Genomic DNA, 25,613 nt, shown 5'->3' with positions numbered 1-25,613 from the left:
CCCACGGTGCCGCGAGAATAGAAAGGTCTGGACCACCGGTCAATAGGTCTGGACCACTTGGCCTCGCGTAGTGCTAGATCCCCAACTCCTGCGCCAACACGGCCGCTTGCACCCGGCTGCGCAGCTCCAGCTTGCCCAGCAGGCGGCTGACGTGGGTCTTCACCGTCCCCTCGGCCATCTCCAGCCGCGCCGCGATCTGGGCGTTCGACAACCCCTCACCGACGCACGCCAGCACCTCGCGCTCGCGGCGCGTCAACGCCTCCAGCACCGCCGGGTCGACGGACGGCTCCCGCGCCGGCCGGGCGGCGAACTCGGCGATCAGCCGCCGCGTGACCGCGGGGGCCACGATCCCCTCTCCACGCGCCACCGTCCGCACGGCCTCCAGCAGATCCTTCGCCTCCGCGTTCTTCAGAAGGAAGCCGGCCGCTCCGGCCCGCAGCGCCCCGAAGACGTACTCGTCGAGGTCGAAGGTGGTCAGCACGAGCACGTCCGCGAGCCGCTCCGCGACCACCTCCCGGGTCGCCGACACCCCGTCCAGCCGGGGCATCTGCACGTCCATCAGCACCAGGTCCGGCCTGAGCTCCCGGGCCAGCGCCACCGCCTGTACGCCGTCCGCCGCCTCCCCGACCACCTCGATGTCGGGCGCGCTGCCCAGGATGAGCACCAGCCCGGAGCGGACGGCCGACTGGTCCTCGGCGACCAGGACACGGATCACTCGGGGCCTCCTTCGGTCACGGGGAGGGTGGCGCGGACGGTCCACAGCGTGCCGTCGGGCCCGGCGTCGAAACTGCCGCCCAGCAGCGCGGTACGTTCCCGCATGCCGGTGAGACCGGCGCCGGAGCCGGGGGCACGGGGTTCGTCGGCGTCGGCGTACGGGCTGCTCACCCGGACCCGCAGGGCGCCGTCGCACCGCTTCAGCACCACGTGGACGCGGCCGTGCGCGGCATGCTTCAGCGCGTTGGTCAGCGACTCCTGCACGATCCGGTAGGCGGCCAGCCCGACCGGGACGGGCACCCGGCCGGGCTCGGCGTCGAGCCGGACGTCGAGGCCGTTCGCGCGGGCGCCGTCCACCAGGGCGGTGAGACCGTCGAGGGTCGGGGTCGCGGCCGGCGCGTCGTCCGTCTCGCGGAGGATGCCGATCAGCCGCCGCATCTCGGCGAGACCGGCCACGCTGTTCTCCCGGATGACGGACAGGGCCCGCTTCGAGGTGTCGGGTTCGTCGATGGACAGCGCGGCCGTGGAGTGGATGGCGATCGCCGACAGATGGCCCGCGACCAGGTCGTGCAGCTCCCGCGCCATCCGCGCCCGCTCGGCGGTGACCGCCTGGACCCGGTCCATCTCGGCGAGCAGCGCGGTCTGCTCGGCGCGCAGCCGGGCGGCCTCGGCGGCGTCGCGATGGTTGCGCACCACCCAGCCGGTCGCGGCGGGGGCGAGCGCCACGACTCCGACGCCCACGCCGATCAGCAGTCCTTGCGGATCGCGCCAGAGCGCGGCCGGCACCACCCCGCCGGTCACCGTGAGCAGACCGGTGATCCACGGGATGCGGCGGGCGGCCGCGGGGCTGCCGTACAGGACGGCCGCGTACATCAGGTCCGTGTACAGCACGATCGTGACGATGCTGCCCAGGGTCACCGTGTCCACGACCAGCGCCGCCGTGCCGATCAGCAGACCGGCCCGGGGCCGGGTGCGGCGCAGCGGCTCGCACGCGGCGGTCACGGCCAGCGGCACCAGGGCCGCCCAGCGCTGCGGCCACAGCACCAGGTCGTCCGAGGGCACGCGCGGAAAGATGCCCAGCGTCCACAGCAGCAGCCCCCCGAGCAGCCCGCCCACGGCGATGAGCACGTCGTCGCGGTGCGGACGGGGGAGCGGTACGGGCATGGCCCCATCCAACACGGGGCCGACGCCGCCCGCGTGCTCCTCCGGAAGGGTCTCGGGCTGCATCTTTCGATTACCGCGGGTTCGTCACCGGCGACGACGATCCGCGCGGGCATCCGGGCGAGCCTGGTGAGGTGAGCGAAGGGAGCGAGCCGTGATCGTCGGACTGGTCGTCGCCTGTGAGGTGGCCTTCTGGGTGCTGCTGGCCGCGGGGCTGGTGTTCCGTTACGTCTTCCGGATGCCCCGCGTGGGCCTCGCGCTGCTGCTGTGCGAGCCACTCCTGGAGGTCGTGCTGTTCGTCGTCACGGCGGTCGACCTGAAGAACGGCGCCGAGCCCGACTGGCGGCACGGCCTGGCCGCCGTGTACATCGGCTTCACCGTCGGCCTCGGTCATTCCACTCTCCAGTGGGCGGACGCCCGGGCCGCCCACCGTTTCGCGGGCGGCCCGCCTCCTGTTCGGCCCCCGAAGTACGGCACGGCCCGCGCCCTCCACGAATGGAGGGTCGCGGGCCGCTGGATCCTCGCGGCGCTGGTCGCCATCGCCTTGTTGCAGGCCGCGGTCTGGTACGTCGGCGGCGCCGGCGGAACCGGCTCACTGCGGGAGTGGCAGCAGCGCATGCTGTGGCTGATCGGCATCAACGTGGCCATCGCCGGCAGCTACACGCTGTTCCCCAAGCGTGAGCGCTAACGCTCCCCGCCCGGCACCCACAGCACGTCCCCCGTCTCCTTGTTCGCCGTGCGGGCCAGGATGAACAGCAGGTCCGAGAGGCGGTTGAGGTAGGTGGCCGTGAGCGGGTTCATCACCTCGCCGTGTACCTCCAGGGCGGCCCAAGTCGAGCGCTCGGCCCTGCGCACGACCGTGCACGCCTGGTGCAGCAGGGCCGCGCCGGGCGTGCCGCCGGGCAGGATGAACGACCGCAGCTTCTCCAGTTGCTCGTTGAAGTGGTCGCAGTCCGCCTCGAGCCGGTCGATGTAGAACTGCTCGACCCGCAGCGGCGGGAACTCGGGCTCCTCCACCACCGGCGTCGACAGGTCCGCGCCCACGTCGAACAGGTCGTTCTGCACGCGGGTGAGGACCTTGACGATCTCCTCGTCCAGGTGCCCCAGCGCGATCGCCGTGCCGATCACCGCGTTCGCCTCGTTGGCGTCCGCGTACGCCGAGATCCTGAGGTCGGTCTTGGCGACCCGGCTCATGTCGCCGAGGGCGGTGGTGCCCCGGTCGCCGGTCCTGGTGTAGATGCGCGTCAGATTGACCATGAGGTCAGCGTAGGCCAGGGCCTGCCCGGCGAATCAGGCCGGAGACGCCCTCATCTGTACGCACCAGACCCCGCTCGGGTCGGCAGAGCCGCACCGTTCATTTCGTGCGGCTGACCCGCCGGGCTGACTCGCCGGACTGACCCGCCGGGCAGGCCCTACGCCCCGGACGTCCGGAAGACCCGTGTGCCCACTGTCACGGCCAGCGCGGCGAAGCCGACGGCCACCACGGCGCCGTACAGCATGTGGGCGGTCGTGTACGAGCCCACGTACGCGTCGCGCACCGCGTCCACCAGATAGCGGAACGGGACGAAGTGGGAGAGCACGTCCAGCCAGGCGGGCGCGAGGGTCATCGGCAGCATCAGCCCGGACAGCAGCATGGACGGCATGGTCAGGGCGTTGATCGTCGGTCCGAACTCCGCTGGGGTGCGGACCTTCATCGCCAGCGCGTACGACAGCGAGGCCAGCGAGATCGTCAGCAGGGCGACGAACGCGAAGCCGATGAGGACGCCGGGCAGCGGTGCGCGCAGGCCCATGACCACGGCCGCGAGCACGAGCAGCACGGCCTGGAAGACGAAGACGGTGGCGTCGCGCAGCACCCGCCCCAGGAGCAGTGCCAGCCGGCTGACCGGTGTGACCCGCATCCGCTCCACCACCCCTTGCCCGTTCTCGATGATGACCGCGAAGCCCGCGAACGCGGCTCCGAACAGGCCGAGTTGGAGCAGCAGTCCGGGCACCAGCACCTGCCAGGAGCTGCCCCGTCCACCGAGCGGCAGATCGGTGAGCAGCGGGCCGAAGAAGAGCAGGTACAGCAGCGGCATCAGCACACCGAACAGCAGCGCGAAACGGGAGCGCAGGGACTGGCGCAGGTAGCGGCCGTAGATCAGCGCGGTGTCGTGAAGAAGCATCCTGGCGGTCCTATACGGCTACGGGGGCGGTGTCGGCCGGGGAGGGCCCGCGGCCGGTGATGGCGAGGAAGGTGTCCTGGAGCGAGGCGTCGATCGAGCCGCCGTACTCGAGCTTGAGGGCGCTCGGCGTGCCCTCGGCCACGACCACGCCCCGGTCGACGACGACCAGCCGGTCGGCGAGGGCGTCCGCCTCGTCGAGGTAGTGGGTGGTGAGGAAGACCGTCGTACCGAGTTCGTCGCGCAGGCGGCGGACGAGGTCCCACAGGTCGGCCCGGCTGCCGGGGTCGAGGCCCGTGGTCGGTTCGTCGAGGAAGAGGATCCTCGGGCGGTGGGTGAGGCCCATCGCGATGTCCAGACGGCGCCGCTGCCCGCCGGAGAGGGACCCCGCCTTGCGGTCGAGCAGCTCGGTCAGGCCCAGGTCGTGCGCCAACTCCTCCGCCCGACGCTCCGCCTGTTCCTTCGTCAGGCAGTACAGGCGGCCCTGGGTGACCAGCTCCTCGTACACGGAGATCTGCGGGTCGACGCCGCCGGACTGGGCCACGTACCCGCATGCCTTCCGCACACCGGCCGGATCGGTGGCGAGGTCGTGGCCCGCGACCGTTGCGGTGCCGCCGGTGGGGGCCAGCAGCGTGGTGAGCATCCGGAGCGTGGTGGTCTTGCCGGCGCCGTTGGGGCCGAGGAAACCGAGGATCTCGCCCTCGCGGACGGTGAGGTCGATGCCGCGCACGGCCGTCACCGGGCCGCGCTTGGTCTGGAAGGTGCGGGCCAGTCCGGCCGCGCTGATGACTGCTGTCATGGCACCAGAAAAGCAGAGGCTCTTAAATTTTGCAATGACCCCAAAATTTAAGGTGCCCCAGAGAAGCTAGGATCGAGTCATGGCCGAGGGACTCAGGGAGCGGAAGAAGCGGCAGACCCGGCAGTACATCTCGGATGTCGCCACGGGCCTGTTCGTCGAGCGCGGTTTCGACGCGGTGACCGTCGCCGAGATCGCCGAGGCCGCCGACGTCTCCGTCAACACCGTCTACAACTACTTCCCGGCCAAGGAGGACCTCTTCTTCGACCGCTCCAGCGGCATGGTCGACCGGCTGGCCCGCTGGGTGCGCGGTCGCGGCCAGGGGGAGTCGGCCGCCGCAGCCGTCCTGCGTGAACTGCGCGAGGAGGTCGAGGTGGTATCACCACGGATCGGCCTGATGTCCGGATACGCCGCCTTCATGCGGGTCATCGAGAACGCCCCCGCGCTGCGCTCGCGGCTGTGGGCCCTCGCGCAGGAGGTCCAGGCGAACCTCGAGGCGACCCTGCGCGAGGAGACCGGCGCGGCGGACGGCGACGAGCGGCCCTTTCTGATAGCCGGTCAGATCAGCTGGGTGCACGGTACGGTCATGGCCGTCATCGGACGCGAGATGCTCAAAGGGCGTAATCCGAACGAAGTGTCACGAGAGGTGTTGAACCTCATCGACGACATGGAGGAGTTGTTGGGCGAGAAGGTGCTCAACTACGCCGTCCGAGGCGAGCTCTGACCCCTGTCGGTGTGACGTCCGTCAAATGGGACGTGACGCGCATTACTTACCGGTCACACAGCCCCTCACGAGCGCTATGGTCCGCCGAAGAGGCAACCGTAAACAGCGTGTAAGGGGAGTCGGAGTGGCACGGAAGCTCGCCGTCATCGGGGCCGGTCTCATGGGATCCGGCATCGCCCAGGTCTCCGCTCAGGCGGGCTGGGAGGTCGTCCTGCGCGACGTCACCGACGAGGCACTCAGGCGTGGCACCGACGGCATCAAGGCCTCGTACGACAAGTTCGTCAGCAAGGGCAAGCTGGAGGCGCACGACGCCGACGCAGCCCTGGCCCGTATCACCGCGACCACCGACCTCCACGCCGTCGCCGACGCGGACATCGTCGTCGAGGCCGTCTTCGAGAAGCTCGAAGTCAAGCACGAGATCTTCCGCACCCTGGACAAGATCGTGCGCGACGACACCGTCCTCGCCTCCAACACCTCCGCCATCCCGATCACCAAGATCGCGGCCGTGACGGAGCGCCCGGAGCGCGTGGTCGGCGCCCACTTCTTCTCCCCGGTCCCGATGATGCAGCTGTGCGAGCTGGTGCGCGGCTACAAGACCAGCGACGAAACCCTCGCCACCGCACGGGAGTTCGCCGAGTCCGTCGGCAAGACCTGCATCGTCGTCAACCGGGACGTGGCCGGCTTCGTCACCACCCGGCTCATCTCCGCCCTCGTCGTCGAGGCGACGAAGCTGTACGAATCGGGCGTCGCCAGCGCCGAGGACATCGACATCGCCTGCAAGCTGGGCTTCGGCCACGCCATGGGCCCGCTCGCCACGGCCGACCTGACGGGCGTCGACATCCTGCTGCACGCCACCGGAAACATCTACACCGAGTCGCAGGACGAGAAGTTCGCCCCGCCGGAGCTGATGCGCCGGATGGTGGACGCCGGTGACATCGGGCGCAAGAGCGGGCAGGGCTTCTACAAGTACTGAGCTCGAGCGGGGGGCGTCACCCTCGCGGGTGAATTCGGTATCGGTTCGCTCACAGACGGCAACCTCTGACCGCTCAACGCCGTCAGAGGTTGCATCAACAGACATCACCGAGCACGAGACGCACTCACGGGGAGCGCATATGTACATCAGGGGCGACCACGCCGGGCTGGTCGTCGGGGGCCGCCTCGACGTCCGCAGCGCGGCGGACGCCCGTACGGTCCTCCACTCGGCCGTCGACGACGGAGCCGGCGACCTGGTGCTCGACCTGTCCGAGCTGGACTCCTGGGACGCCACCGGACTCGGGGTGATCATGGGTGCCCACCGGCGGGCCGGCCGCTGCGGCCGGCGCCTGGTGCTGCGCGGCGTACCGCCGCAGATGCAGCGCCTGCTGGTGGCCACCCGGCTGCACCGGATCCTGGCGATCGAGGGCGGCATCGGTGTGGAGTCGCTGCCCCGGGTGTGACGCCCAACGCGGGACGCCGCGACCGGGTGTGAAACGGGCGACGGGGGAGACCCGGGCGGTCATGCCGAACCGCACGTCACACGCAATCCTCACGAGACTGTGACGTCGCGCACCGCGTGCCACCCCGGACTGTCGTAGATACTGTGCGAAGGTTTAGGGTTCGGTCGCCCGCTGCCTCGCAACCCTCGAGCGGGCCCGGACCAGAAGCGACAGCGCGGTGTGCAGCAGGCCGGGAGGGGCCGGACACGGGCACACGACGCTTTTGGGGGGCTAGAACCTATGGACCCGATCAACCGGGGACCCGAGGACCACGGCCATGACGCTGCCGGCTCCGCGCCGCGTCAGCGCCCGCCCAGGGAATCCCTCACCAACGACTTCGGCCAGAGCGCGCCGGCACTCGCCCGCACGGTGCAACTCGTCACCGGCGACTTCCTGCTCACCGTCAATCCGGTCGACGGCAGCGAGATAGAGCCCTGCCCACCGGGCGAACAGCCCGGCAGGCCCGCCAAGCTCACCGCTGCCGAGCGCGCCGCCAACGACCGCGCGGCCCGGGCACCCGTACCGCCCGGGCCCACCCAGCCCGCGCTGCCGCTCCTGGGACGCCAGGACGAACGCGAGCGCCTGGTGCGCCTGCTCGCCCGCGGCCGCTCCGTACGCCTCACCGGCCCAGCGGGCTCCGGCCGCACCGCCCTGCTCGACCTGGTCGCCGAGGACTGCGCGGACCTCGCCCCCGACGGCGTGATCCGCCTCACCGGCTTCCACCGCACGACGGCCGACCTGCTCCACGACCTCTGCCACGCCGTCCACGACGCACCCCTGCACCGCCCGGGGCCGGACGAGTTGCTCGACCTGGTCCGCGAGATCGGGGCGGTCGTCGTCCTGGACGACATCGAGTTCGGCGGCGCCGCCCTCGACGAACTCCTCGACGCCACCCCGGAGTGCGCCTTCCTCGTCACGGCCACCCCGGACGTGCCCGCCCCGTCCGCCGAGTCGGCCATCGAGGAGGTCTTCCTCGGCGGGCTGGACCGCGCCGGGGGAGTGGAGATCCTGGAGCGCGCCGTCGGCCGCGTCCTCACCGAGGAGGAGGCCAACTGGGCCGGTGACCTCTGGTTCGAGTCCGAGGGCCTGCCCCTGCGGTTCGTCCAGGCCGGTGCCCTGCTCAGGCAGCGCGACCAACTGCGGGCCAGCGCGGGCGCCGTGGACGACCTCGGGGTCTTCGAGGACGTACGGCACCCGGTCGACGCCCCCTTCGACGCCCCGCTCGACACGGACGCCGACGACGGCGGGGACATGCCCCTCCCGTCGCTCGGCGAGGCCGCCGCGCCCGCACGGCTGCTCGCCTCCCGGCTGAGCGCCTCCGCCCGCGCCACCCTGCGCTTCGCCGTCGCCCTCGGCGGCGAGGTCCCGCACCAGGCACACCTGCCCGCGCTGGTCGGCGACACCCACGCGGACGCCGCCCTCGGCGAACTCACCTCCTGCGGACTGGTCACCCCGGTCGGCCCCCGCTACCGCCTCGCGGCCGGCGTGCAGACCCAGCTGGAGACCGCCGGATACGCCGACGACGTCACGGACGCCGCCCGCGCCGCCGCCCAGCACTACACCTGGTGGGCCGGACACCCCTCCGTCACACCCGAGCGGGTGTGCGCCGAGGCCGACGCGGTGCTCGCCGCGCTGACCGTCCTGGGGCCGGTGACGACGCCGCCCGCCGAGGGCGAGGACAGCATCGCCGTCCAGCTCGCCCGCACCGCCGCGCCCGCCTTCGCCGCCGGACTGCACTGGAGCGCCTGGGAGCGGGCGCTGCGCGCCGGCGCCGAGGCCTCCCGGCTCGCCGGAGAGGTGACCGAACAGGCCTATTTCCACCATGAACTGGGCATCTTCGCGCTCTGCGGCGGCCAGCTGGACCGGGCCCGCGCCGAACTCGAGGCGTCCATCGGCCTGCGCGGCGCCCTCGCGGACAAGCGCGGCACCGTCGCCGGCCGCCGCGCCCTCGCCCTGGTCGCCGACCGCGCGGGCGACGTGCCCGGGCTCGGAGCGACGGCGGGCGAGGAGGTGCCCGACGCCCGCTACGACGAGTCGGCCTCGCCCCCGGGCGGGATCCTGGCCCCGTTCCCGCAGCTCCAGTTGCCCACCGACGACACGCTGGTCACCCATCGGGCCGCGGCCACCGCGCCGCTGCCCAAGGCCCAGGGCGGCGGCATCCGGCGGCCGGCCCGGCGCAACCTCGTCGCGGCCGGCTCGGGCGCGCTGCTCGCCGCCGTGCTCGGCACCATCGTGACCCTCGGCATGGCCTCGAACGACAACGCGGACAAACCGGCGAACAACGTGAGCGTCCACCCGTCCGCCAGCGAGGGCACCGACGAGGGCGACCTGGGCGCGGACACCCCGAAGAAGGACAGCGGCGGCCACGGCGACACCGGCGCGGCGGTCAGCCGCCCGACGGATCCCGGCCCCGACGGCACGTACGGCACGGCGGACGACCCGACGCCGACCCCGGACCCGAGCCGGCCCTCTGACGACCCGAGCGGTACGAAGGCGACGGGCGACGGCGGTTCGCCCAGCACCCCGTCGAAGCCGACGTCGTCCAGGCCGTCGACGCCGTCCTCGACGCCGACCAGGTCGACTCCGTCCTCGACACCGACCAAGTCCTCGACACCGACACCGACCGAGACGCCGACGACCACCCCCACGGACACGGCGCCATCCACTCCGTCCACGTCGGACACGGCCAGTGGCCCCGCCTCCAGCGCCCCGGCGGCGACGAGCAGTTCGGCGAGCGCCCCGCAGAGCAGCGGTACGGGCTCGGTGATGTGACGCGGTGATCCGACGCGGGTGGGGGCCGGGCCCCTGCCGGGCCCGGCCCCCACCCGCGTACGTACGGCAACGCCGCTCAGAACAGCCGCAGCTTGTCGTCCTCGATGCCGCGCAGCGCGTCGTAGTCCAGCACCTGGCAGCCGATGCCGCGGTCCGTGGCGAGTACGCGGGCCTGCGGCTTGATCTCCTGGGCGGCGAAGATGCCGCGGACGGGGGCGAGATGCGGATCGCGGTTCAACAGCTCCAGATAGCGGGTGAGTTGCTCCACCCCGTCGATCTCGCCGCGCCGCTTGATCTCCACGGCGACGGTCTGGCCGTCGGCGTCCCGGCACAGGATGTCGACCGGGCCGATCGCGGTCATGTACTCACGCCGGATCAGCGTGTAGCCGTCGCCGAGCGTTTCGATGCGGTCGGCGAGCAGTTCCTGGAGATGCGCTTCCACGCCGTCCTTGATCAGGCCGGGGTCCACGCCGAGCTCGTGCGAGGAGTCGTGGAGGATCTCCTCCATCGTGATGATCAGCTTCTCGCCCGCCTTGTTGGTGACGGTCCAGAGGCCTGCCGTCTCCTCGGAGTCGCCCGGCTCCTCCTTCAGCGTGCAGGGCGGCGACATCCAGTTGAGGGGCTTGTACGCCCGGTCGTCCGCGTGGATCGAGACGCTGCCGTCCGCCTTGACCAGGATCAGGCGGGGGGCCGTGGGGAGGTGGGCGGTGAGCCGGCCGGCGTAGTCGACCGAGCACCGGGCAATGACGAGACGCATGGTCGGCAACGCTACTCGACGCCCCGCCGCCGACGCGATTCGCCCTGGAAACAGGCGTTCATCCATGGCCGATTGTGTGCCTAAAGAGATCGGCCCATGTACGCATTCTCCTGGTGCCGTCACCGTCCGTTGCCTACCGTAGTAAACGGGAGGTCGCCGTATGTGTACTCAGCGTGTTCGGTATCGCGAACTCCCTTACCTGTCCGGCAACCCCTGCTGTTCGGGGGTGCGAGAGGAGTACCCATGTCGCTCGACGTCTCACCGGCCCTACTCGAACAGGCCGAGCGAGGCGAGGTCGACGAAGCTGCCTTCGTCGACTGCGTCCGGACCTCCCTGCCCTACGCATGGGAGATGATCAGCTCCCTGGTGGCCCAGCTGAAGGTGGATGGCGGAGACTTCGCCGACAACCAGACGCCCCCGCCGGACGAGCAGGCACGCGGTCAGCTGCTGCGCGCGCTCGCCAGTGACGCCATACGCGGCGCGCTCCAGCGGCACTTCGGTGTGCGGCTTGCGTTCCAGAACTGCCACCGGGTGGCGGTGTTCCCGTTGGACACCTCGGCCGACGCGCGTCTGGCCCGCTTCACCTCGGTGCGCAGTCAACTGCTGAACCAGTCCCCGGACCTCAGGGACTGCTGACGCGGAGCCCGCGAACTGCTGACGCAGTGAGCCGTTGCTTGCCGCTCCACCCGCGGAAGGTGCAATCAGTACTGGAGCGGCAAGCCCCACACCGGGAAGGCGAGTTGCCCGGTCAGCGCAGATGAGGCAGTACCTCGGCACCCAGCCGTCGTACGTTCTCCTCCGTCGCCGCCAGGTCCCCGGAGCCCTCCACGAGCAGGGCGAAGCGGGAGATGCCGGTGCGCTCCGAGGTCGCCGCGAGGCGGTCGACGCACAGCCGGGGGGTGCCGACCGGGTGCAGTCCGCAGAGCAGTTCGGTGTAGGCCAGCGGATCGCGCATCGGCCGGGCCCGGCCGTCCACCGTCACATGGGCGTCCAGGCCCTGCTTCAGCCAGCCCGGCATCGCCTTCAGCAGGGTCTCCGCCGCGTCGGTGCGCGTGTCCGCGATCTGGCAGACGCCGGCCGACACATGGGCCGCGTGGGCGATCTCCTCGGCCGGCCGCCCGGCCGCCCGCGCGTGCCGTCGCCACAGGTCGATCATCTCGGCCTTCTGCTCGTCCCCGACGTGCATCCCGAGCAGCATCGGCAGCCCGCGCTCGGCCGCCAGCCGCACGCTCGACGGGGAGGTGCAGGCGACGACGACCTCGGGACCGGGGAGGTCCGTCAGCGCCTCCGACGGGCGCGGTACGACGGGGACCTCACGAAAGGAGAACCGTTCACCCGAGGCCGCCACCGCCGGTTCACGCAGCCAGCGCACCAGCAGATCGAGTGATTCCGGGAATCCGTGCTCGTAGGCCGCGAGACCCGCGCCGAAGACCTCCAGGTCCACCCACGGGCCGCCGCGCCCCACGCCGAGCGTGAAGCGGCCGCCGCTGGTCACATGCAGCAGCGCGGCCTGTTCGCCGAGGGCGACCGGATGCGCGGTGGGCAGCACGCTGACCGCCGTGCCGACCCGGATACGGTGGGTGCGGCCCAGCAACAAGGCGGCCAGGGTGACCGCGGACGGGCACGTGCCGTACGGCACGAAGTGGTGCTCGGCCAGCCAGACCGCGTCGAGGCCCGCCTCCTCGGAGACCTGCGCCGAGCGGACCGCCCGGTGCAGCGCCTCCCCCTGGCCCTGCCCAGGGAACTGGGCGGCCAGCACAAAACTTCCTACGCGCATCGCATTTCCTGCTTCCTTGGCTCCGACCCGGAGCTCCCCCACCCGGCATAACCGTGCGACACGTGCCGAGGACACGGCCTGGCGAAGGGATTTGCGGATTGTCTTCAGAATGGGTCGGCGGGCAGGGGGACTTGTGGGGGTTGGTTCCCTACGCCTACCCCCGTCCGTGACGCGTAGGCTGGAATAAACCCGTGCTTCCGTTATAGCCCCGTGAGGTGTCCCGTGTCCCCGCGTCGCAATCGTCCCAAGGGCCCCAAGGACACGGCCGCGTCCGGCCGGAGCGCCGAGGACGACCGCGCCGACCGGTACGGCGGATGGCAGTCCACCGAGAACTGGCGGGGCGAGGAGTGGAGCGTGCGGCATGTGGCCGGGGCCAGCGCGCAGGGCAAGACCTACCGTTGCCCGGGCTGTGACCAGGTGATCGCCTCCGGCGTCCCGCATGTCGTGGCCTGGCCGGAGCACTCGGGCGTCGACGACCGCCGCCACTGGCACAAGGCGTGCTGGAACGCGAAGGACCGCCGCACCACGCGGGTGCTGCGGTCCCGTAACGCGCCGAGGTTCTAGAAGCTCCGGATCACACGTCCCGCTTCTGAAGCAGCGCGTACGCCGCGCCGGACGCGACGGCCGTCACGCCCAGCATGATCCACAGCGGGTCCCAGCCGGACGGGCCGGACTGGCTGAGGGAGTTGGAGTAGAAGACGCTCAGCTGGTTGGGGATCGAGTACTCGACCAGCTTCTCGCGCAGGTTCGACAGCGACTGGGAGAACATGAACAGCGCGATCACCAGCGGGGCGAGCACGGCACCGATCATGATGGTGATCGCGCCCGCCGAGTGCCGGATGATCGAGCCGATCACGAGCGAGAACAGTCCGAGCAGGGCGAGGTAGAGGCTGACGCCGACCGTGGCCTTCAGCCACTCCCCGCCGGACGGGTCCTTGGCGCCGGAGCCGCCCAGCATGGACACCTGGGTCATGGCGACGAAGGAGGCCGACGCCAGGGTGACCACGAAGGCGACGACGAAGAACACGATCGCCTTCGCCGCGAGCACCCGTCCCCGGCTCGGGCATGCGACCATCGTGGTACGGATCATGCCGGTGCCGTACTCCGAGGCCGTGGTCAGCACGCCGAGCGTCATGATGCACATGCTGCCCAGCAGCAGCCCGAAGAAGCCCAGGCCGAGCGGGTTCTCGCCGTCCATCTCCGTGGAGGAGTTCGACACCAGCGCGCCGGCGGCCAGCCCGATGCCGATCACGAGCAGCACGAACACGCCCAGCGTCCATATCGTCGAGCGCACCGACTTGATCTTCGTCCACTCGGAGGCGATCGCGTGCCCGAGGTGCGTGCGCACCACCGGGATCGGCGAGGTGTATCCGGGATACGAGGCTCCGGGCGCCGCCTGCCACTCGGGCGCGGCGGCTGGTGCCTGCGGCATCGGGGGCTGGTGGGTGCTCATCGGGCGTCCTCGGGCTTGGTCAGGTCGGCGGGGGCGGAGGCGGTGGGCTTGGGCGATTCTGCGGCCGGAGCGGCGGCCGGGGCCGCGGGCTGCTGCTGCGGCGCGGGCGGGGTCGCCGGGGCGGCGGGCGCCTGCGCCGACGGCTGGGCGTAAGGATTCGGCTGACCGGCTCCGGGAGCGCCGTACGCGCCCGCGGGTGCCCCGGGGCCGCCGTACGGCCCGGCGGGCGCCCCGCCCTGTGGCGGCACCGGCTGCCCCGGAGCCGCGGCGAACGGCTGGCCGCCCTGCTGGGGCGGCGGCGGGGCGTACCAGCCCGGCTGGCCCTGGCCCGGGACCGGCATGGGCGGCTGGGCGCCGGGCGGCAGCGGCTGATGGAGGCCCGCCTTCTGGTCGATGGTCGAGCGGTAGTCCACGGCGCCCTGGGTCATCCGCATGTACGCCTCTTCCAGCGAGGCCTGATGCGGCGACAGCTCCCACAGCCGTACGTCCGCCTCGTGCGCGAGGTCGCTGATGCGGGGCAGCGGCAGCCCGGTGACCCGCAGCGCGCCGTCCTGCTCCGGCAGCACGTGGCCGCCCGCCTCGGTGAGTGCGGAGGTCAGCTTCTCCCGCAGCTGCGGCTCGGTGTCCGGGGTGCGGACCCGTGCGAAGTCGGCCGAGTTGGCCGAGATGAAGTCCCTCACGCTCATGTCGGCGAGCAGCTGGCCGCGGCCGATGACGATGAGGTGGTCGGCGGTCAGCGCCATCTCGCTCATCAGGTGGCTGGAGACGAACACGGTCCGCCCCTCCGCCGCCAGCGCCTTCATCAGGTTGCGCACCCAGAGGATGCCCTCGGGGTCGAGGCCGTTGACCGGCTCGTCGAACAGCAGCACCTGCGGGTCGCCGAGCAGCGCGGCCGCGATGCCGAGCCGCTGGCCCATGCCGAGCGAGAAGCCCTTGGAGCGCTTTCTGGCCACGTCCTGAAGGCCGACGACCCCGAGTACCTCGTCCACCCGGCGGGCCGGGATGCCCGACAGCTGGGCCAGGCACAGCAGGTGGTTGCGGGCGTGCCGGCCGCCGTGCACGGCCTTGGCGTCGAGCAGCGCGCCGACCTGGCGGGGTGCGTTGGGCAGCTTGCGGTACGGATAGCCGCCGATCGTCACCGTGCCCGCGGTCGGGTTGTCCAGGCCGAGGATCATCCGCATGGTGGTCGACTTGCCCGAGCCGTTGGGCCCGAGGAAGCCGGTCACGGCGCCCGGTCGCACCTGGAAGGAAAGGTTGTACACGGCGGTCTTGTCGCCGTAGCGCTTGGTCAGGCCGACAGCCTCGATCATGCTCCGCACCCATCGAAAGGTTCAGGACAGCGGGGCACACGCCCCCGTAAGGGTTAGGAGGATATCCGGGCGCTGACGGTTCCGCCCAAGGGAGAGTAAAGCTACGAACGCTGTGCGCCCCGCTCCCCGAGCGCCACACAATCCCCCACAACGACCCGGACCACCCATGGCCCGACGACCCTAGGCATCCCGCTTCCTGAGCAGCACATAGCCGCCCGCGACCGCCGCGACCACCCACAGCACCATGATGCCCAGCCCGCCCCAGGGGCCGTACGGGGTGTCGTCGCCGAGGCGGGGGACCACCTGCATGATGCGACTGCCGGCCTGGTCGGGGAGGTAGCGGCCGATCTTCTTCGTGGCGTCGACGTTGCCGAGGATGTTGGAGATGAGGAAGAAGAACGGCATCAGGATGCCCAGCGACAGCATCGGCGAGCGCAGCATCGCGGCGACGCCCATGGAGAACACGGCGATGAGGGTCATGTAGAGCCCGCCGCCGATCACCGCGCGCAGCACCCCGGGGTCGCCCAGCTGCGCCCGGTGGGGGCCGAGCACGGCCTGTCCGAGGAAGAACGCGGCGAAGCTGGTGGCGAAGGCCACGACCAGCGCGAGCCCGGCGGCCACAGCGATCTTGCTGAACAGGAACGTGCCGCGCTGCGGTACGGCCGCCAGCGAGGTGCGGATCATGCCGGTGCTGTACTCGTTGGACACGACCAGCACGCCGAACACGATCAGCGCGAGCTGCCCGAGAGTCATGCCCGCGAAGCTGACCAGGGTGGGATCGTAGGAGAGCCGCTCCCGGACGGGCATCCTGTCGTACTGGCTCCTCGACAACGCCGAGATCAGCACGCCGAGGGCGATGGTGACGACCACGGCGAGGGACAGCGTCCACACCGTGGACGCGACGGACCGGATCTTGGTCCATTCGGACCGGACGACCTCGACGGCGGCCATGACGTCACACGCCCTTCTTGCAGTCGGCGCCCCAGCCCTGCGGCACGGCCGCGGTGTCGCTGTGCGCGTGGTACTCCACCGACTCCGCCGTCAGCCTCATGAACGCCTCCTCCAGCGAAGCCTGCTGCGGACTCAGCTCATGCAGCGCGATCCGGTGCTCGGCGGCCAGCTCGCCGATGAGCTCGGCCTTGCCGCCGTCCACCTCCAGCGCCCCGCCGCCCGCCTCCACGACCGTGATCCCGGCCCCGTGCAGCACGTCCAGCAGCCGCTGCTGTTCCGGACTGCGGACCCGGACGTACGCCCGCGAGTTCTGCCGGATGAACTCGGCCATGGAGGTGTCGGCCAGCAGCCGCCCCTGCCCGATGACCACCAGATGATCGGCGGTCAGCGCCATCTCGCTCATCAGATGGCTCGAGACGAACACCGTCCGCCCCTGCCCGGCCAGCGACTTCATCAGGGTGCGGATCCAGTGGATGCCCTCCGGATCGAGCCCGTTGACCGGCTCGTCGAACATCAGGATCCGCGGATCGCCGAGCAGCGCCCCCGCGATCCCGAGCCGCTGCCCCATCCCCAGCGAGAACCCCTTGGCCTTCTTCCGCGCCACCGAGGTCAGCCCGACCGTGTCCAGCACCTCACGCACCCGGCTCTTCGGGATCCCGTTGCTCTGCGCGAGGCACAGCAGATGGTTGTACGCGCTGCGGCCCCCGTGCACGGCCTTGGCGTCCAGCAGCGCCCCGATGTACGTCAGGGGGTCCTTCAGCTGGTCGTAGTGCCTGCCGTCGATCCGGACGTCCCCGGCGGTGGGATGGTCGAGCCCCAGGATCATCCGCATGGTCGTGGACTTCCCGGCCCCGTTCGGCCCGAGAAAGCCCGTGACGATGCCCGGCCGTACGGCGAAGCTCAGGCCGTCGACCGCCAGTGTCTCGCCGTACCGCTTGGTCAGCCCGTCCAGCTCGATCATGCGGCCAAGCTAAAACGGGACGAAGCCCCCTGCCACCGGAGGAGTGGCAGAGGGCTTCGACTGTGCTCGGTCGCCGAGCGTCCGGGTGTTACCGGGACTGCTGGGCCGGGACCCCGCGGGAGATCGGCTCGTCCTCGGCCGGCGAACCGGCCGCGGCCACCGCGGCACCCGTGAGCGTGGCGAGCATCTCGCGGACGTTCGTCAGCTGGGCGTTGATGCTGTCGCGGCGGTTGGTGAGCGCCGCGAGCTCGCGCTCGGATTCCGAGCGGATGCGGTCGGCCTTGGCGTTGGCGTCGGCCACGATGTCCTCGGCCTGGCGCTGGGCCGTCTCGACGGTCTGGCGGGCACGGCGCTCGGCGTCGGTGCGCAGCTTCTCCGCCTCCAGGCGCAGCTGCTCGGCGCGGTGCTCGATCTCCGCGAGGCGCTTCTCCGCCTTCTGCTGACGCGAGGCCAGGTCGCGCTCGGACTGCTCGCGGCGCTTGGCCAGGTTCGTCTCGAAGTCGGCGGCGGCCTGCGCGGCCTTGGCGCGCGTCTCCTCGAAGAGGGCGTCCGCCTCCTCACGCTTGGACTGCGCGTCCTTCTGCGCCTCGGAGCGCAGCTGCGAGGCGTCACTCTTGGCCTTCTCGACGATCCGGACGCCCTCGTCCTCGGCCTTCGCCTTGCGCTCCGCAGCGAACGATTCCGCGTCGTTGCGCACCTGCTGGGCCGCCGACTCCGCGAGCTCGCGGTGCTGCTCGGCCGCGCGCCGGGCCTCCTCACGCAGATCCTTGGCCTCTTCCTCGGCGAGGCGGAGGATCTTCTCGACCCGCGCGCCGAGACCCGCGTACGACGGCTCCGCGTCGGTGATCTGGGCCTGGGCGTTCTGCGTTTCGAGGTGGAGCTCTTCGATGCGCTTTTCCAGAGCGGTGATGCGGGCGAGAGCGCTGTCACGGTCGGAGACGAGCTTGGAGATTCGTTCGTCCACCTGAGCGCGGTCGTATCCACGCCGCACAAGCTCGAAGCCGTAGGGGGAAGTGTCGCTCATGGGGTTCCTGTCGAATGAGACCGGTGAGGTGATAGGTCGAATCCTAGGGGCCGAAGCGGTGTGTCATCGAGCGGATACGTGTTTGATCTGGAGAATGACACCTCTTTTGAGTGGCTGACGCCCGGACGGGTTGCAAATGATCTCGCCGAGGACGGACCAAAGCGCCCAGAAGACATCAGAACCCACCCTGTCCGCTAGCTGTCTGACGACTTGCCACCCGATCGAGGCGGCCCCACGGTGGCACCCGCCTTGACTCCGCCGTCCTTCCCGGACGACGGGGCCTCAAAGGACTCCAACGCCTCCAGCACGTCCTGGACACGGGAGATCTCGGCGTTGATGTCCTCGCGCCGGCGCACCAGGACCTCCAGCTCGCGCTTGCCCTCCTCGACCGTCCGCCTCGCCTCGCGGATCGCCTCGGCCTTGAGCTCCTCGGCCTCCCTGACGAGCGAGGCCTTCTTCTGCTCGGCCTCCTTGAGCAGCCCCTCCGCCTTCTTCACCGCCGCGATACGGACCTTGCCCGCCTCGGAGTTGGCCTCCGAGACGATCTCCTTGGCCTTGGCCTGCGCCTTGGCGTGCTGCTCCTCGGCGGCCTTGATGAGCGCGTCGCAGCGGTCGCCGGTCGACTTCATCGTCTCGGCCGCCTCACGGCGGGCCCGCTCGTGCAGCCCCTCGATCTCGGCAGTGATCCGGTCGCGCAGCTCCTCCGCGCGCTCCCTGATCGCGGTGGCGTCCCGGCGGGCGCCGACGAGCAGCTCGTCCGCGTCCGTACGGGCCTTCTCCACCGTCGAGTTGCCCTCGACCCGCGCCTCGGACACCAGGCGCTCGGCCTCCTGGCGGGCCACGCCCACCATCGTGTCGGCCTGCGCCTCGGCGTCCGCGGTGGTCTTCTGCGCCTGCTGCTGCGCCTCGGTCAGCAGCTTGTCGGCCTCGGCCGTGGTCTCCGTGATCAGCGTGTCGACCTGCTCGGCCGCCTCCGAACGCCGTTTGTTGGCGTCCTTGCGGGCCTCGTCCAGCGTCCGCTCGGCCTCCTCACGGGCCGCCGACACCATCCGCTCGGCCGCCGCCTCCGCGTCCGCCTTCACCCGCTGCGACTCGGTGCGGATCCGCTCCGCGTGCTGCTGCGCGGACCCGACCGTCTCGGCCGCCTCGGCACGCAGCCGCTCCGCGTCGCCGGAGGCGTCCGCGATCAGCTTCTCGGCCTTGGCCACCGCCTCGGCCCGCACCCGGTCGGCCTCGGCGACCGTCTCCGACTGGAGCCGCTCCGCCTCGGCGATCGTCTCGGTCTGGAGCCGCTCGGCCTCGTTACGCGCCTCGGTGATGAGCGTGTCCGCCTGCGTCGCCGCGTCCGAACGGATCCGGTTGGCGTCCTCCCGGGCCTCCGCACGGGCGCGCGCCGCGGACTGGTCGGCCTCGGCCAGCGCGTCCGACGCCTCCGTCCGCACCCGCTGGGCGTGCGCCGCCGCGTCCGCACGCAACCGCTCGGCCTCGGCGATCGCCTCCGCCATCGTCCGCTCGGCGAGCGCCTTGGCGGCCTCCGACTCGTTCTGCGCCTCGCGGCGCAGCCGGCCCGCGTCCTCGCTCGCCCGCTCCCGCTCGGCGTAGGCGTCGGCGCGGACCCGGTCCGCCTCCTCCTCGGCCTCCCGGCGCATACGGTCCGCCACGTGCTCGGCGGCGGAGCGCAGGCCGGCGATCTCCTCCTGCGCCTGCTCGTGCAGCCCGGCGACGGAGTCCCGGACCTGCTGGGCGTGGAGCTCGGCCGCTGACACCATCTCGGTGGCGCGCCGGTCGGCCTCCTCCACCAGCCGGACCGCCTCGGCCTGCGCGTCCTCCACACGCCGACGCGCGGAGGCCAGCAGCTCCTCGCTCTGCTCGCGGGCCCGCTCACGCTCCTGGTCGGCCTCGGCGCGCGCGGCACCGAGCAGCTCCTCGGCCTCGCGGCGACGGCGGGCAGCCTCCTCCTGGGCGGCGGCCAGCGTCTCGGACGCCTCCGCGGCCAGCCGCTCGGCGGCGGCCTGCGCCTCCGCCCGCACCCGGTCGGCGGTGTCCTGGGCCTCCGACTTCAGCCGCTCCGCCTCGGCCGCGGCCTCCGACCGCAGGCGTACGGCGATGGCCTCGCCCTCAGCCCGGGACGCGGACGCGTCCGACGCGGCCTCGTCCCGCAGCCGCTCGGCCTCCGTCTCCGCCTGCTGCTGGAGCGTACGGATCCGCTCGGCGGCCTCCGCGCGCAGCCGCTCGGTCTCCTCGCCGGTCTCCCGGCGGATCCGCGCGGCCTCCTCGCGGGCGTCCGTCAGGGCCTGCTCGGCGGACGCGAGCCGCGCCTCCGCCTCCCCGTGCAGCCGGGTCAGCTCCTCGGCGGCCTCCGCACGCCGGGCCTCGGCCGCCCGCTCGGCCTCGTCGCGCAGCTCGCGCGCGGCCTGCTCGGCGTTCGAGGTGATGGTCTCGGCGAGCTCCACCGCCTCCTCGCGGGAGCGCTCGGCCTCCGCGCGGGTGCGCTCCAGGGTCTCCTCGGCCTGCCGGCGCAGCGTCGTCGCCCGCTCGATGGCCTCCGTGCGGACCTTCTCGCTGTCCGTCGTGGCCTTCTGCCGGAGCTCGTCCGCGTCCGCCTTCGCCTTGGCCAGCAGCTCCTCGGCGGACCTGGCCGCCTCCTCGATCTGCGCCACGGCCTCACGCCGGGCCTCGGCGCGGATGCGCTCGCCCTCGGCGACCGCGTCGGAGCGCAGCTGCTCGGCCTCGCCGCGCAGCCGGCGGGCCTCCTCCTGGAGCTCGACCGTCTTGGCGCGGTACTCCTTGGTGTCGTCCTTCGCCGCACCCTTGAGCTGCTCGGAGATGTCGTGCGCCTCGCCGCGCAGCCGGTCCGCCTCGGCCTCGGCCTCGCGGCGGATCCGCTCGGCCTCCTCGGCCGCGGCCTTGGTGGTCTTCCGGGCTTCCTCGGCCGCCTTGTTCAGCACGTCCTCGGCGGTCTTCGCCGCCTTGGACAGCTGGGTCGCGCTCTCCTCGGCGGTGAGCGCACGGGCCTTCTCGGTGGCCTCCGCGACGATCTTCTCGGCCTCGGCGCGGGCGTCCGCGACCCGCTGCTCGGCCTCGGTCCTGGTGTTCTCGGCCTCCTTGGTGGCCTCCTCGACCAGCCGGGCGACCTGCTCCTTCGCCGTGCGCGTGCGCTGCTCGTTGGCGGACTCGGCGCTGGAGAGCGCCTTGGCCGCGGCCTCCTTGGCCTCCGTGACCAGCTTCTCGGCCTCGGCCTGTGCCTTGCGCAGGGCCTCGTCCGCCTCGGCCATGCGCTGCTCGGCGGCCCGGCTCAGCTCGCCGGCCTGGCGGCGGGCCGTGTCCGACTCCGTCGCGGTGGAGGTGCGCAGCTGCTCGGCGTGGTCGGTGGCCTCCTGTGCCTGGGTGGAGGCGGCGTTCAGCAGCCGCTCGGCGTCCGTGCGGGCGCGGCGCAGGAGCTGCTCGGCCTCCGCGCGGGCCGCCTCGGCGTCGCTCTGGAGCCGCTGCCGGGCCTCCGCGGTCAGCCGTTCGGCCTCGGCGCGGGCGGCGGCCATGGCCTGCTCGGCCTCGGCGCGGGACTCCTCGAGGAGGCGGCGGGCCTGGGACTCCGTACGCGCCCGCAGCTGCTCCGCCCACGCCACGTTCTCGTTGACGTGCGACTCGACCGTCTGGCGCCGCTCGGCGAGCTCCTGGTCCAGCTGCTGGCGGCGGGCCACGGCCTCGGCGTGCAGCTCGGCCTGGAGCCGGGCCGCCTGCTCGGCGTGCTCCTGAAGGATGCGCTGGGTCTGGGCGCGGGCCTGGCTCAGCTCCCGCTCGGCGTCCTGGCGCAGCTGGTCGGCCTGGATCTGGGCATTGCGCAGCAACTGCTCGGCCTGATAGCCGAGGTCGCCGCCGGCGAAGTCGGGCCGGGACATGATGGTGCGGCGCGCCTCGTGCAACTTGGCGCGCAGCACCTCGACCTGGTAGCCGAGGTCCTCGGCATGCTGGATCGCCTTTTCCCGCTCGGTCTTCAGCCGCTTCATCTCGGCCTCGAACCGAGAGAGGTGATCGACGTCAGCCGCCGGCTCTCGCTCCTGGCTCTCGTAGCCCCGCACTGCGCGGTCCCATCCGTCCCCTGGTCGCGTGCCTGTTCAAACGAGCTCCGTCCATCCGCCGAACGGGGCCCCCGGGGAATGGTGTCAGATCAACGGCGGAGCATGGGCTGCTGCCCCGACGCTCGTCCCCCGAAAACCGGACCCCGGCGCGGTCCTGCGATCAAAGGTAGCGTCGTCCGCCCGGAGGGAGGCAGGCGCTGCCTTTGACGGCAGGACCCGGTCGTCCCCGGTTTCGGGACGACCGCCCCCAACCCTACCGGCCCCCATGTACGAGGGTCAGTGCTCAGGTGACTCAACAGGCGCGGATGTGACCAGTTCTGTCAGTACGCCATGGCAGTCCTTGGGGTGCAGGAAGGTGATCCGCGACCCCATGGAGCCACGTCGTGGCTCCTCGTACAGAACGCGTACGCCCTTCCCGCGGATGTCCGCGGAGTCGGCGTCGACATCCGCCGTACCGAAGGCGATGTGGTGGACGCCCTCGCCGTTCTTCGCCAGCCACTTGCCGACTGCGGAGTCCTCGCGGGTCGGTTCGAGGAGCTGGAGGTACGAAGCACCGCCGTCGGACGTCTCGTTGATCTTGAGCATGGCCTCGCGCACGCCCTGCTCCTCGTTGACTTCGGTGTGGAACACCTCGAAGCCGTAGGTGGCCCGGTAGAACTCGACGGTCGCGTCGAGGTCGTGGCAGGCGATCCCGATGTGGTCGATTCGCGTCAGCATGGTGTTAGTGGAGCGCTCCTCGGGTGGTTACGCAACGTGCGCGCGATCACACCGACGGCCGGGTGACGGGTGCAGTACCGGTCAGTACATTCGAAGTAAACCCTCGTTCACTCCTCAGCTTTGTGCAGCTGGAAGGGGATCCCACCTCATGTCAGCATCGAACAGCACGACCTCCGTCATCGTCGCGGGTGCTCGTACCCCGATGGGGCGGCTGCTCGGCTCGCTCAAGTCATTCTCCGGGGCCGATCTGGGCGGCTTCGCGATCAAGGCCGCCCTCGACCGTGTGGGGATCGGCGGCGACCAGGTGCAGTACGTGATCATGGGCCAGGTGCTCCAGGCCGGTGCGGGCCAGATCCCGGCGCGGCAGGCCGCGGTCAAGGCGGGCATCCCGATGAGCGTCCCGGCGCTCACCGTCAACAAGGTGTGTCTGTCCGGCCTCGACGCCATCGCCCTCGCGGACCAGCTGATCCGCGCGGGTGAGTTCGACATCGTCGTCGCCGGCGGCCAGGAGTCCATGACCAACGCCCCCCACCTGCTGCCCAAGTCCCGGGAGGGCTTCAAGTACGGCGCCGTCGAGATGCTCGACGCCATGGCGTACGACGGCCTGACCGACTCCTTCGAGGGCATCGCCATGGGCGCGTCCACGGAGAAGCACAACACGCGGCTCGGCATCAAGCGTCCCGAGCAGGACGAGATCGCTGCCCTGTCCCACCAGCGGGCCGCCGCCGCGCAGAAGAACGGCGTCTTCGAGGCCGAGATCACCCCGGTCGAGATCCCGCAGCGCAAGGGCGAGCCGGTCGTCTTCAGCAAGGACGAGGGCATCCGCGGCGACACCACGGCGGAGTCCCTGGGCAAGCTGCGCCCGGCCTTCGCCAAGGACGGCACGATCACCGCCGGCTCCGCCTCGCAGATCTCCGACGGCGCCGCGGCCGTGGTCGTGATGAGCAAGGCCAAGGCGCAGGAGCTGGGCCTGGACTGGATCGCGGAGATCGGCGCGCACGGCAACGTGGCGGGTCCGGACAACTCCCTGCAGTCCCAGCCCTCCAACGCGATCCTGCACGCCCTGAAGAAGGAGGGCCTGGAGGTCTCCGACCTCGACCTCATCGAGATCAACGAGGCCTTCGCCGCGGTCGCGGTGCAGTCAATGAAGGACCTCGGGGTGTCCACGGAAAAGGTGAACGTCAACGGTGGCGCCATCGCCCTCGGTCACCCGATCGGCATGTCCGGCGCCCGTCTGGTCCTGCACCTGGCCCTGGAGCTGAAGCGCCGGGGCGGCGGGGTCGGCGCGGCGGCGCTGTGCGGCGGCGGCGGTCAGGGTGACGCGCTGATCGTGCGCGTGCCATAGGGCTGAGCGCACTTCCGGTGTAGATCTCTACAGGTTCCTTAGGTTCAGGTTCCTTTCGCGAACGGAGCTGTGATGCAGGACGTCTCCTCTCTGGTGGCCCAGGCCAGGGAAGGCCGGCCGCGGGCCGTGGCCCGGCTGATCTCCCTGGTGGAGGGGGCGTCTCCGCAGCTCAGGGAGATCATGGCGGCCCTGGCGCCGCTGACCGGGAACGCGTACGTGGTCGGTCTCACCGGCTCCCCGGGCGTCGGCAAGTCGACGTCCACCTCGGCGCTGGTGACCGCGTACCGCAAACAGGGCAAACGGGTGGGGGTCCTCGCGGTGGACCCCTCCTCGCCCTTCTCGGGCGGCGCACTGCTCGGCGACCGGGTCCGCATGTCGGAGCACGCCTCCGACCCGGGCGTGTACATCCGCTCCATGGCCACCCGGGGACACCTGGGTGGCCTGGCCTGGGCGGCCCCGCAGGCGATCCGTGTGCTGGACGCGGCGGGCTGCGACGTGGTCCTGGTCGAGACGGTGGGCGTGGGCCAGTCGGAGGTGGAGATCGCCTCCCAGGCGGACACCTCGGTGGTCCTCCTCGCCCCGGGCATGGGCGACGGCATCCAGGCGGCCAAGGCGGGCATCCTGGAGATCGGTGACGTGTACGTCGTCAACAAGGCCGACCGTGACGGTGCGGACGCGACGGCTCGCGAGCTGAACCACATGCTGGGGCTCGGCGAGTCCCGGGGCCCCGGTGACTGGCGCCCGCCGATCGTCAAGACGGTCGCCGCCCGGGCGGAGGGCGTCGACGAAGTCGTCGAGGCCCTGGAGAAGCACCGGGCCTGGATGGAGGAGCGCGGTGTCCTCGCGGAGCGCCGCCGCGTCCGCGCCGCCCGCGAGGTCGAGACCATCGCGGTCACCGCCCTCCGCGAACGCATCGCCGACCTCCATGGCGACCGCCGCCTCGGCGCGCTCGCGGAGCGGATCGTGGCGGGTGATCTGGACCCGTACCGCGCGGCGGACGAACTGGTGGCGAGCCTGACGGAGGGCTGACCCGCCGCAGCTTCCTCGCCCCCGCCGCCCCTACCCATTCCCACCCCCAGGGGCTGCGCCCCTTCGACCCCACCAGGGGGCTGCGCCCGTGCACCCGTTCGGGGCTGTGCACACTGGGTCTGGCGGGGCTCTGCCCCCTGCGGGGCTGCGCCCCTGCACTCCGTCTCGGGGGCGCCCGTATTCCGCTTGGATGCTGCGCCCGGCCCCTGGCCCGGCCCCTGGCCCGGCCCCTGGCCGGGGCCCTGGCGAGGGGCTGCGCCCTTGCAGCGCCACCGTGGGGTGCGCCTGGGTGGCGTCTGGGGCTGAGCCTGGTCTCTGGTGGGCTCCGGCCCTGCATGCCGTCCTGGGCTCCATCCGTACCCCACCGCGCTGAAACGGTGAAGCGGCAGGCGAGACCTGAACACCCGCCTGC

General features: G+C 71.6%; 23 protein-coding genes. 9 read left to right on the top strand and 14 right to left on the bottom strand.

Translation table 11 applies throughout. The features are described 5' to 3' along the window. Positions 1-73: 73 nt before the first annotated feature. Together ACWGJM_RS35020 and ACWGJM_RS35015 are read right to left on the bottom strand one after the other, a co-directional pair. Positions 74-715: a response regulator gene (locus ACWGJM_RS35020; RefSeq protein ID WP_453415794.1), complete on the bottom strand. Its 642-nt coding sequence runs from the start codon at positions 713-715 to the stop codon at positions 74-76. Next, on the bottom strand, positions 712-1,878 hold the full coding sequence (locus tag ACWGJM_RS35015) for a sensor histidine kinase (protein WP_453415793.1): 1,167 nt from the start codon (positions 1,876-1,878) through the stop codon (positions 712-714). The genes ACWGJM_RS35020 and ACWGJM_RS35015 overlap by 4 nt, the downstream gene beginning before the upstream one ends. Positions 1,879-2,029: 151 nt before the next feature. Here ACWGJM_RS35015 and ACWGJM_RS35010 point away from each other — a divergent pair, with 151 nt between their 5' ends. Next, complete coding sequence (locus ACWGJM_RS35010; protein WP_453415792.1) at positions 2,030-2,563, top strand: hypothetical protein; 534 nt, start codon at positions 2,030-2,032, stop codon at positions 2,561-2,563. Here ACWGJM_RS35010 and ACWGJM_RS35005 read toward each other — a convergent pair. The 3 genes from ACWGJM_RS35005 to ACWGJM_RS34995 form a co-directional block, all read right to left on the bottom strand. Continuing rightward, entirely contained in the window at positions 2,560-3,132 is a 573-nt protein-coding gene (locus ACWGJM_RS35005) for a cob(I)yrinic acid a,c-diamide adenosyltransferase (protein ID WP_453415791.1), read from the bottom strand. The two genes, ACWGJM_RS35010 and ACWGJM_RS35005, sit on opposite strands and share 4 nt — an antisense overlap. Before the next feature lie 155 nt (positions 3,133-3,287). Next, entirely contained in the window at positions 3,288-4,037 is a 750-nt protein-coding gene (locus tag ACWGJM_RS35000; RefSeq protein ID WP_453415790.1) for an ABC transporter permease, read from the bottom strand. Between the two features lie 10 nt (positions 4,038-4,047). Then, entirely contained in the window at positions 4,048-4,833 is a 786-nt protein-coding gene (locus tag ACWGJM_RS34995) for an ABC transporter ATP-binding protein (protein WP_453415789.1), read from the bottom strand. Positions 4,834-4,912: 79 nt separating this feature from the next. Between ACWGJM_RS34995 and ACWGJM_RS34990 the strand changes: the two genes are divergently transcribed. From ACWGJM_RS34990 to ACWGJM_RS34975, 4 genes are all read left to right on the top strand, one after another. After that, positions 4,913-5,554, top strand: coding sequence for a TetR/AcrR family transcriptional regulator (locus tag ACWGJM_RS34990; RefSeq protein ID WP_453415788.1), 642 nt, complete (start codon positions 4,913-4,915; stop codon positions 5,552-5,554). Positions 5,555-5,678: 124 nt separating this feature from the next. Further along, positions 5,679-6,527 carry a 3-hydroxyacyl-CoA dehydrogenase family protein gene (locus ACWGJM_RS34985; RefSeq protein WP_453415787.1) on the top strand — a complete coding sequence of 283 codons (849 nt, stop codon included), beginning with the start codon at positions 5,679-5,681 and terminating at the stop codon, positions 6,525-6,527. Between the two features lie 139 nt (positions 6,528-6,666). Further along, positions 6,667-6,990: an STAS domain-containing protein gene (locus ACWGJM_RS34980; protein ID WP_453415786.1), complete on the top strand. Its 324-nt coding sequence runs from the start codon at positions 6,667-6,669 to the stop codon at positions 6,988-6,990. Between the two features lie 279 nt (positions 6,991-7,269). Further along, the gene (locus tag ACWGJM_RS34975; RefSeq protein WP_453415785.1) at positions 7,270-9,801 is read left to right on the top strand and encodes an ATP-binding protein; all 2,532 of its coding nucleotides are present in this window, start codon (positions 7,270-7,272) and stop codon (positions 9,799-9,801) included. 76 nt (positions 9,802-9,877) lie between these two features. Here ACWGJM_RS34975 and nucS read toward each other — a convergent pair whose 3' ends face one another. Next, complete coding sequence (nucS, locus tag ACWGJM_RS34970) at positions 9,878-10,558, bottom strand: endonuclease NucS (protein ID WP_453415784.1); 681 nt, start codon at positions 10,556-10,558, stop codon at positions 9,878-9,880. 243 nt (positions 10,559-10,801) lie between these two features. Between nucS and ACWGJM_RS34965 the strand changes: the two genes are divergently transcribed. After that, positions 10,802-11,194, top strand: coding sequence for an SCO5389 family protein (locus ACWGJM_RS34965; protein WP_453415783.1), 393 nt, complete (start codon positions 10,802-10,804; stop codon positions 11,192-11,194). 112 nt (positions 11,195-11,306) lie between these two features. Here the strand turns inward: ACWGJM_RS34965 and ACWGJM_RS34960 are convergent, their stop codons facing one another. Continuing rightward, positions 11,307-12,335, bottom strand: a complete 1,029-nt coding sequence (locus ACWGJM_RS34960; protein WP_453415782.1) for an LLM class flavin-dependent oxidoreductase — start codon at positions 12,333-12,335, stop codon at positions 11,307-11,309. A 222-nt stretch (positions 12,336-12,557) separates the two neighbouring features. Here ACWGJM_RS34960 and ACWGJM_RS34955 point away from each other — a divergent pair, with 222 nt between their 5' ends. Then, the gene (locus ACWGJM_RS34955) at positions 12,558-12,899 is read left to right on the top strand and encodes an ATP/GTP-binding protein (protein WP_453415781.1); all 342 of its coding nucleotides are present in this window, start codon (positions 12,558-12,560) and stop codon (positions 12,897-12,899) included. A gap of 10 nt (positions 12,900-12,909) precedes the next feature. Here ACWGJM_RS34955 and ACWGJM_RS34950 read toward each other — a convergent pair whose 3' ends face one another. The 7 genes from ACWGJM_RS34950 to mce all read right to left on the bottom strand — a co-directional run bounded on the left by ACWGJM_RS34950 (position 12,910) and on the right by mce (position 22,827). After that, a complete protein-coding gene (locus tag ACWGJM_RS34950) occupies positions 12,910-13,788 on the bottom strand; it encodes an ABC transporter permease subunit (RefSeq protein ID WP_453415780.1) in 879 nt (292 codons plus the stop codon). After that, positions 13,785-15,098 (bottom strand): ABC transporter ATP-binding protein, encoded by a 1,314-nt coding sequence (locus tag ACWGJM_RS34945; RefSeq protein WP_453415779.1) that lies wholly within the window; start codon positions 15,096-15,098, stop codon positions 13,785-13,787. Before ACWGJM_RS34945 ends, ACWGJM_RS34950 begins: the two co-directional genes overlap by 4 nt. Positions 15,099-15,278: 180 nt before the next feature. After that, positions 15,279-16,049 (bottom strand): ABC transporter permease, encoded by a 771-nt coding sequence (locus ACWGJM_RS34940; RefSeq protein WP_453415778.1) that lies wholly within the window; start codon positions 16,047-16,049, stop codon positions 15,279-15,281. Between the two features lie 4 nt (positions 16,050-16,053). Continuing rightward, positions 16,054-17,010: an ABC transporter ATP-binding protein gene (locus tag ACWGJM_RS34935; protein WP_453415777.1), complete on the bottom strand. Its 957-nt coding sequence runs from the start codon at positions 17,008-17,010 to the stop codon at positions 16,054-16,056. Between the two features lie 88 nt (positions 17,011-17,098). Continuing rightward, complete coding sequence (locus tag ACWGJM_RS34930) at positions 17,099-18,034, bottom strand: coiled-coil domain-containing protein (protein WP_361810090.1); 936 nt, start codon at positions 18,032-18,034, stop codon at positions 17,099-17,101. A gap of 194 nt (positions 18,035-18,228) precedes the next feature. After that, on the bottom strand, positions 18,229-22,110 hold the full coding sequence (scy, locus tag ACWGJM_RS34925; protein WP_453415776.1) for a polarized growth protein Scy: 3,882 nt from the start codon (positions 22,108-22,110) through the stop codon (positions 18,229-18,231). Positions 22,111-22,386: 276 nt separating this feature from the next. Next, positions 22,387-22,827 (bottom strand): methylmalonyl-CoA epimerase, encoded by a 441-nt coding sequence (gene mce / locus ACWGJM_RS34920; RefSeq protein WP_453415775.1) that lies wholly within the window; start codon positions 22,825-22,827, stop codon positions 22,387-22,389. Between the two features lie 148 nt (positions 22,828-22,975). Here mce and ACWGJM_RS34915 point away from each other — a divergent pair, with 148 nt between their 5' ends. Continuing rightward, positions 22,976-24,172 carry an acetyl-CoA C-acetyltransferase gene (locus tag ACWGJM_RS34915; RefSeq protein ID WP_453415774.1) on the top strand — a complete coding sequence of 399 codons (1,197 nt, stop codon included), beginning with the start codon at positions 22,976-22,978 and terminating at the stop codon, positions 24,170-24,172. Between the two features lie 72 nt (positions 24,173-24,244). Beyond that, positions 24,245-25,201 (top strand): methylmalonyl Co-A mutase-associated GTPase MeaB, encoded by a 957-nt coding sequence (gene meaB / locus ACWGJM_RS34910; protein WP_453415773.1) that lies wholly within the window; start codon positions 24,245-24,247, stop codon positions 25,199-25,201. Positions 25,202-25,613 lie beyond the last annotated feature (412 nt).

Source organism: Streptomyces sp. NPDC054834 (assembly GCF_053611185.1).
The sequence above is the reverse complement of the archived record's forward strand: the minus strand, read 5'-3'. Positions and strand labels throughout refer to the sequence as shown.

Excerpts from the sequence above, each read along its gene's own strand:
- ACWGJM_RS34995 (WP_453415789.1), bottom strand. The coding sequence starts at position 4,833 with ATGACAGCAGTCATCAGCGCGGCCGGACTGGCCCGCACCTTCCAGACC.
- ACWGJM_RS34950 (WP_453415780.1), bottom strand. The coding sequence starts at position 13,788 with ATGAGCACCCACCAGCCCCCGATGCCGCAGGCACCAGCCGCCGCGCCC.
- ACWGJM_RS35000 (WP_453415790.1), bottom strand. The coding sequence starts at position 4,037 with ATGCTTCTTCACGACACCGCGCTGATCTACGGCCGCTACCTGCGCCAG.
- ACWGJM_RS34930 (WP_361810090.1), bottom strand. The coding sequence starts at position 18,034 with ATGAGCGACACTTCCCCCTACGGCTTCGAGCTTGTGCGGCGTGGATAC.
- ACWGJM_RS34945 (WP_453415779.1), bottom strand. The coding sequence starts at position 15,098 with ATGATCGAGGCTGTCGGCCTGACCAAGCGCTACGGCGACAAGACCGCC.
- meaB (WP_453415773.1), top strand. The coding sequence starts at position 24,245 with ATGCAGGACGTCTCCTCTCTGGTGGCCCAGGCCAGGGAAGGCCGGCCG.
- ACWGJM_RS34975 (WP_453415785.1), top strand. The coding sequence starts at position 7,270 with ATGGACCCGATCAACCGGGGACCCGAGGACCACGGCCATGACGCTGCC.
- nucS (WP_453415784.1), bottom strand. The coding sequence starts at position 10,558 with ATGCGTCTCGTCATTGCCCGGTGCTCGGTCGACTACGCCGGCCGGCTC.
- ACWGJM_RS34940 (WP_453415778.1), bottom strand. The coding sequence starts at position 16,049 with ATGGCCGCCGTCGAGGTCGTCCGGTCCGAATGGACCAAGATCCGGTCC.
- ACWGJM_RS34960 (WP_453415782.1), bottom strand. The coding sequence starts at position 12,335 with ATGCGCGTAGGAAGTTTTGTGCTGGCCGCCCAGTTCCCTGGGCAGGGC.
- ACWGJM_RS34980 (WP_453415786.1), top strand. The coding sequence starts at position 6,667 with ATGTACATCAGGGGCGACCACGCCGGGCTGGTCGTCGGGGGCCGCCTC.
- mce (WP_453415775.1), bottom strand. The coding sequence starts at position 22,827 with ATGCTGACGCGAATCGACCACATCGGGATCGCCTGCCACGACCTCGAC.
- ACWGJM_RS34965 (WP_453415783.1), top strand. The coding sequence starts at position 10,802 with ATGTCGCTCGACGTCTCACCGGCCCTACTCGAACAGGCCGAGCGAGGC.
- ACWGJM_RS34990 (WP_453415788.1), top strand. The coding sequence starts at position 4,913 with ATGGCCGAGGGACTCAGGGAGCGGAAGAAGCGGCAGACCCGGCAGTAC.
- ACWGJM_RS35005 (WP_453415791.1), bottom strand. The coding sequence starts at position 3,132 with ATGGTCAATCTGACGCGCATCTACACCAGGACCGGCGACCGGGGCACC.
- ACWGJM_RS35015 (WP_453415793.1), bottom strand. The coding sequence starts at position 1,878 with ATGCCCGTACCGCTCCCCCGTCCGCACCGCGACGACGTGCTCATCGCC.
- ACWGJM_RS34915 (WP_453415774.1), top strand. The coding sequence starts at position 22,976 with ATGTCAGCATCGAACAGCACGACCTCCGTCATCGTCGCGGGTGCTCGT.
- ACWGJM_RS34935 (WP_453415777.1), bottom strand. The coding sequence starts at position 17,010 with ATGATCGAGCTGGACGGGCTGACCAAGCGGTACGGCGAGACACTGGCG.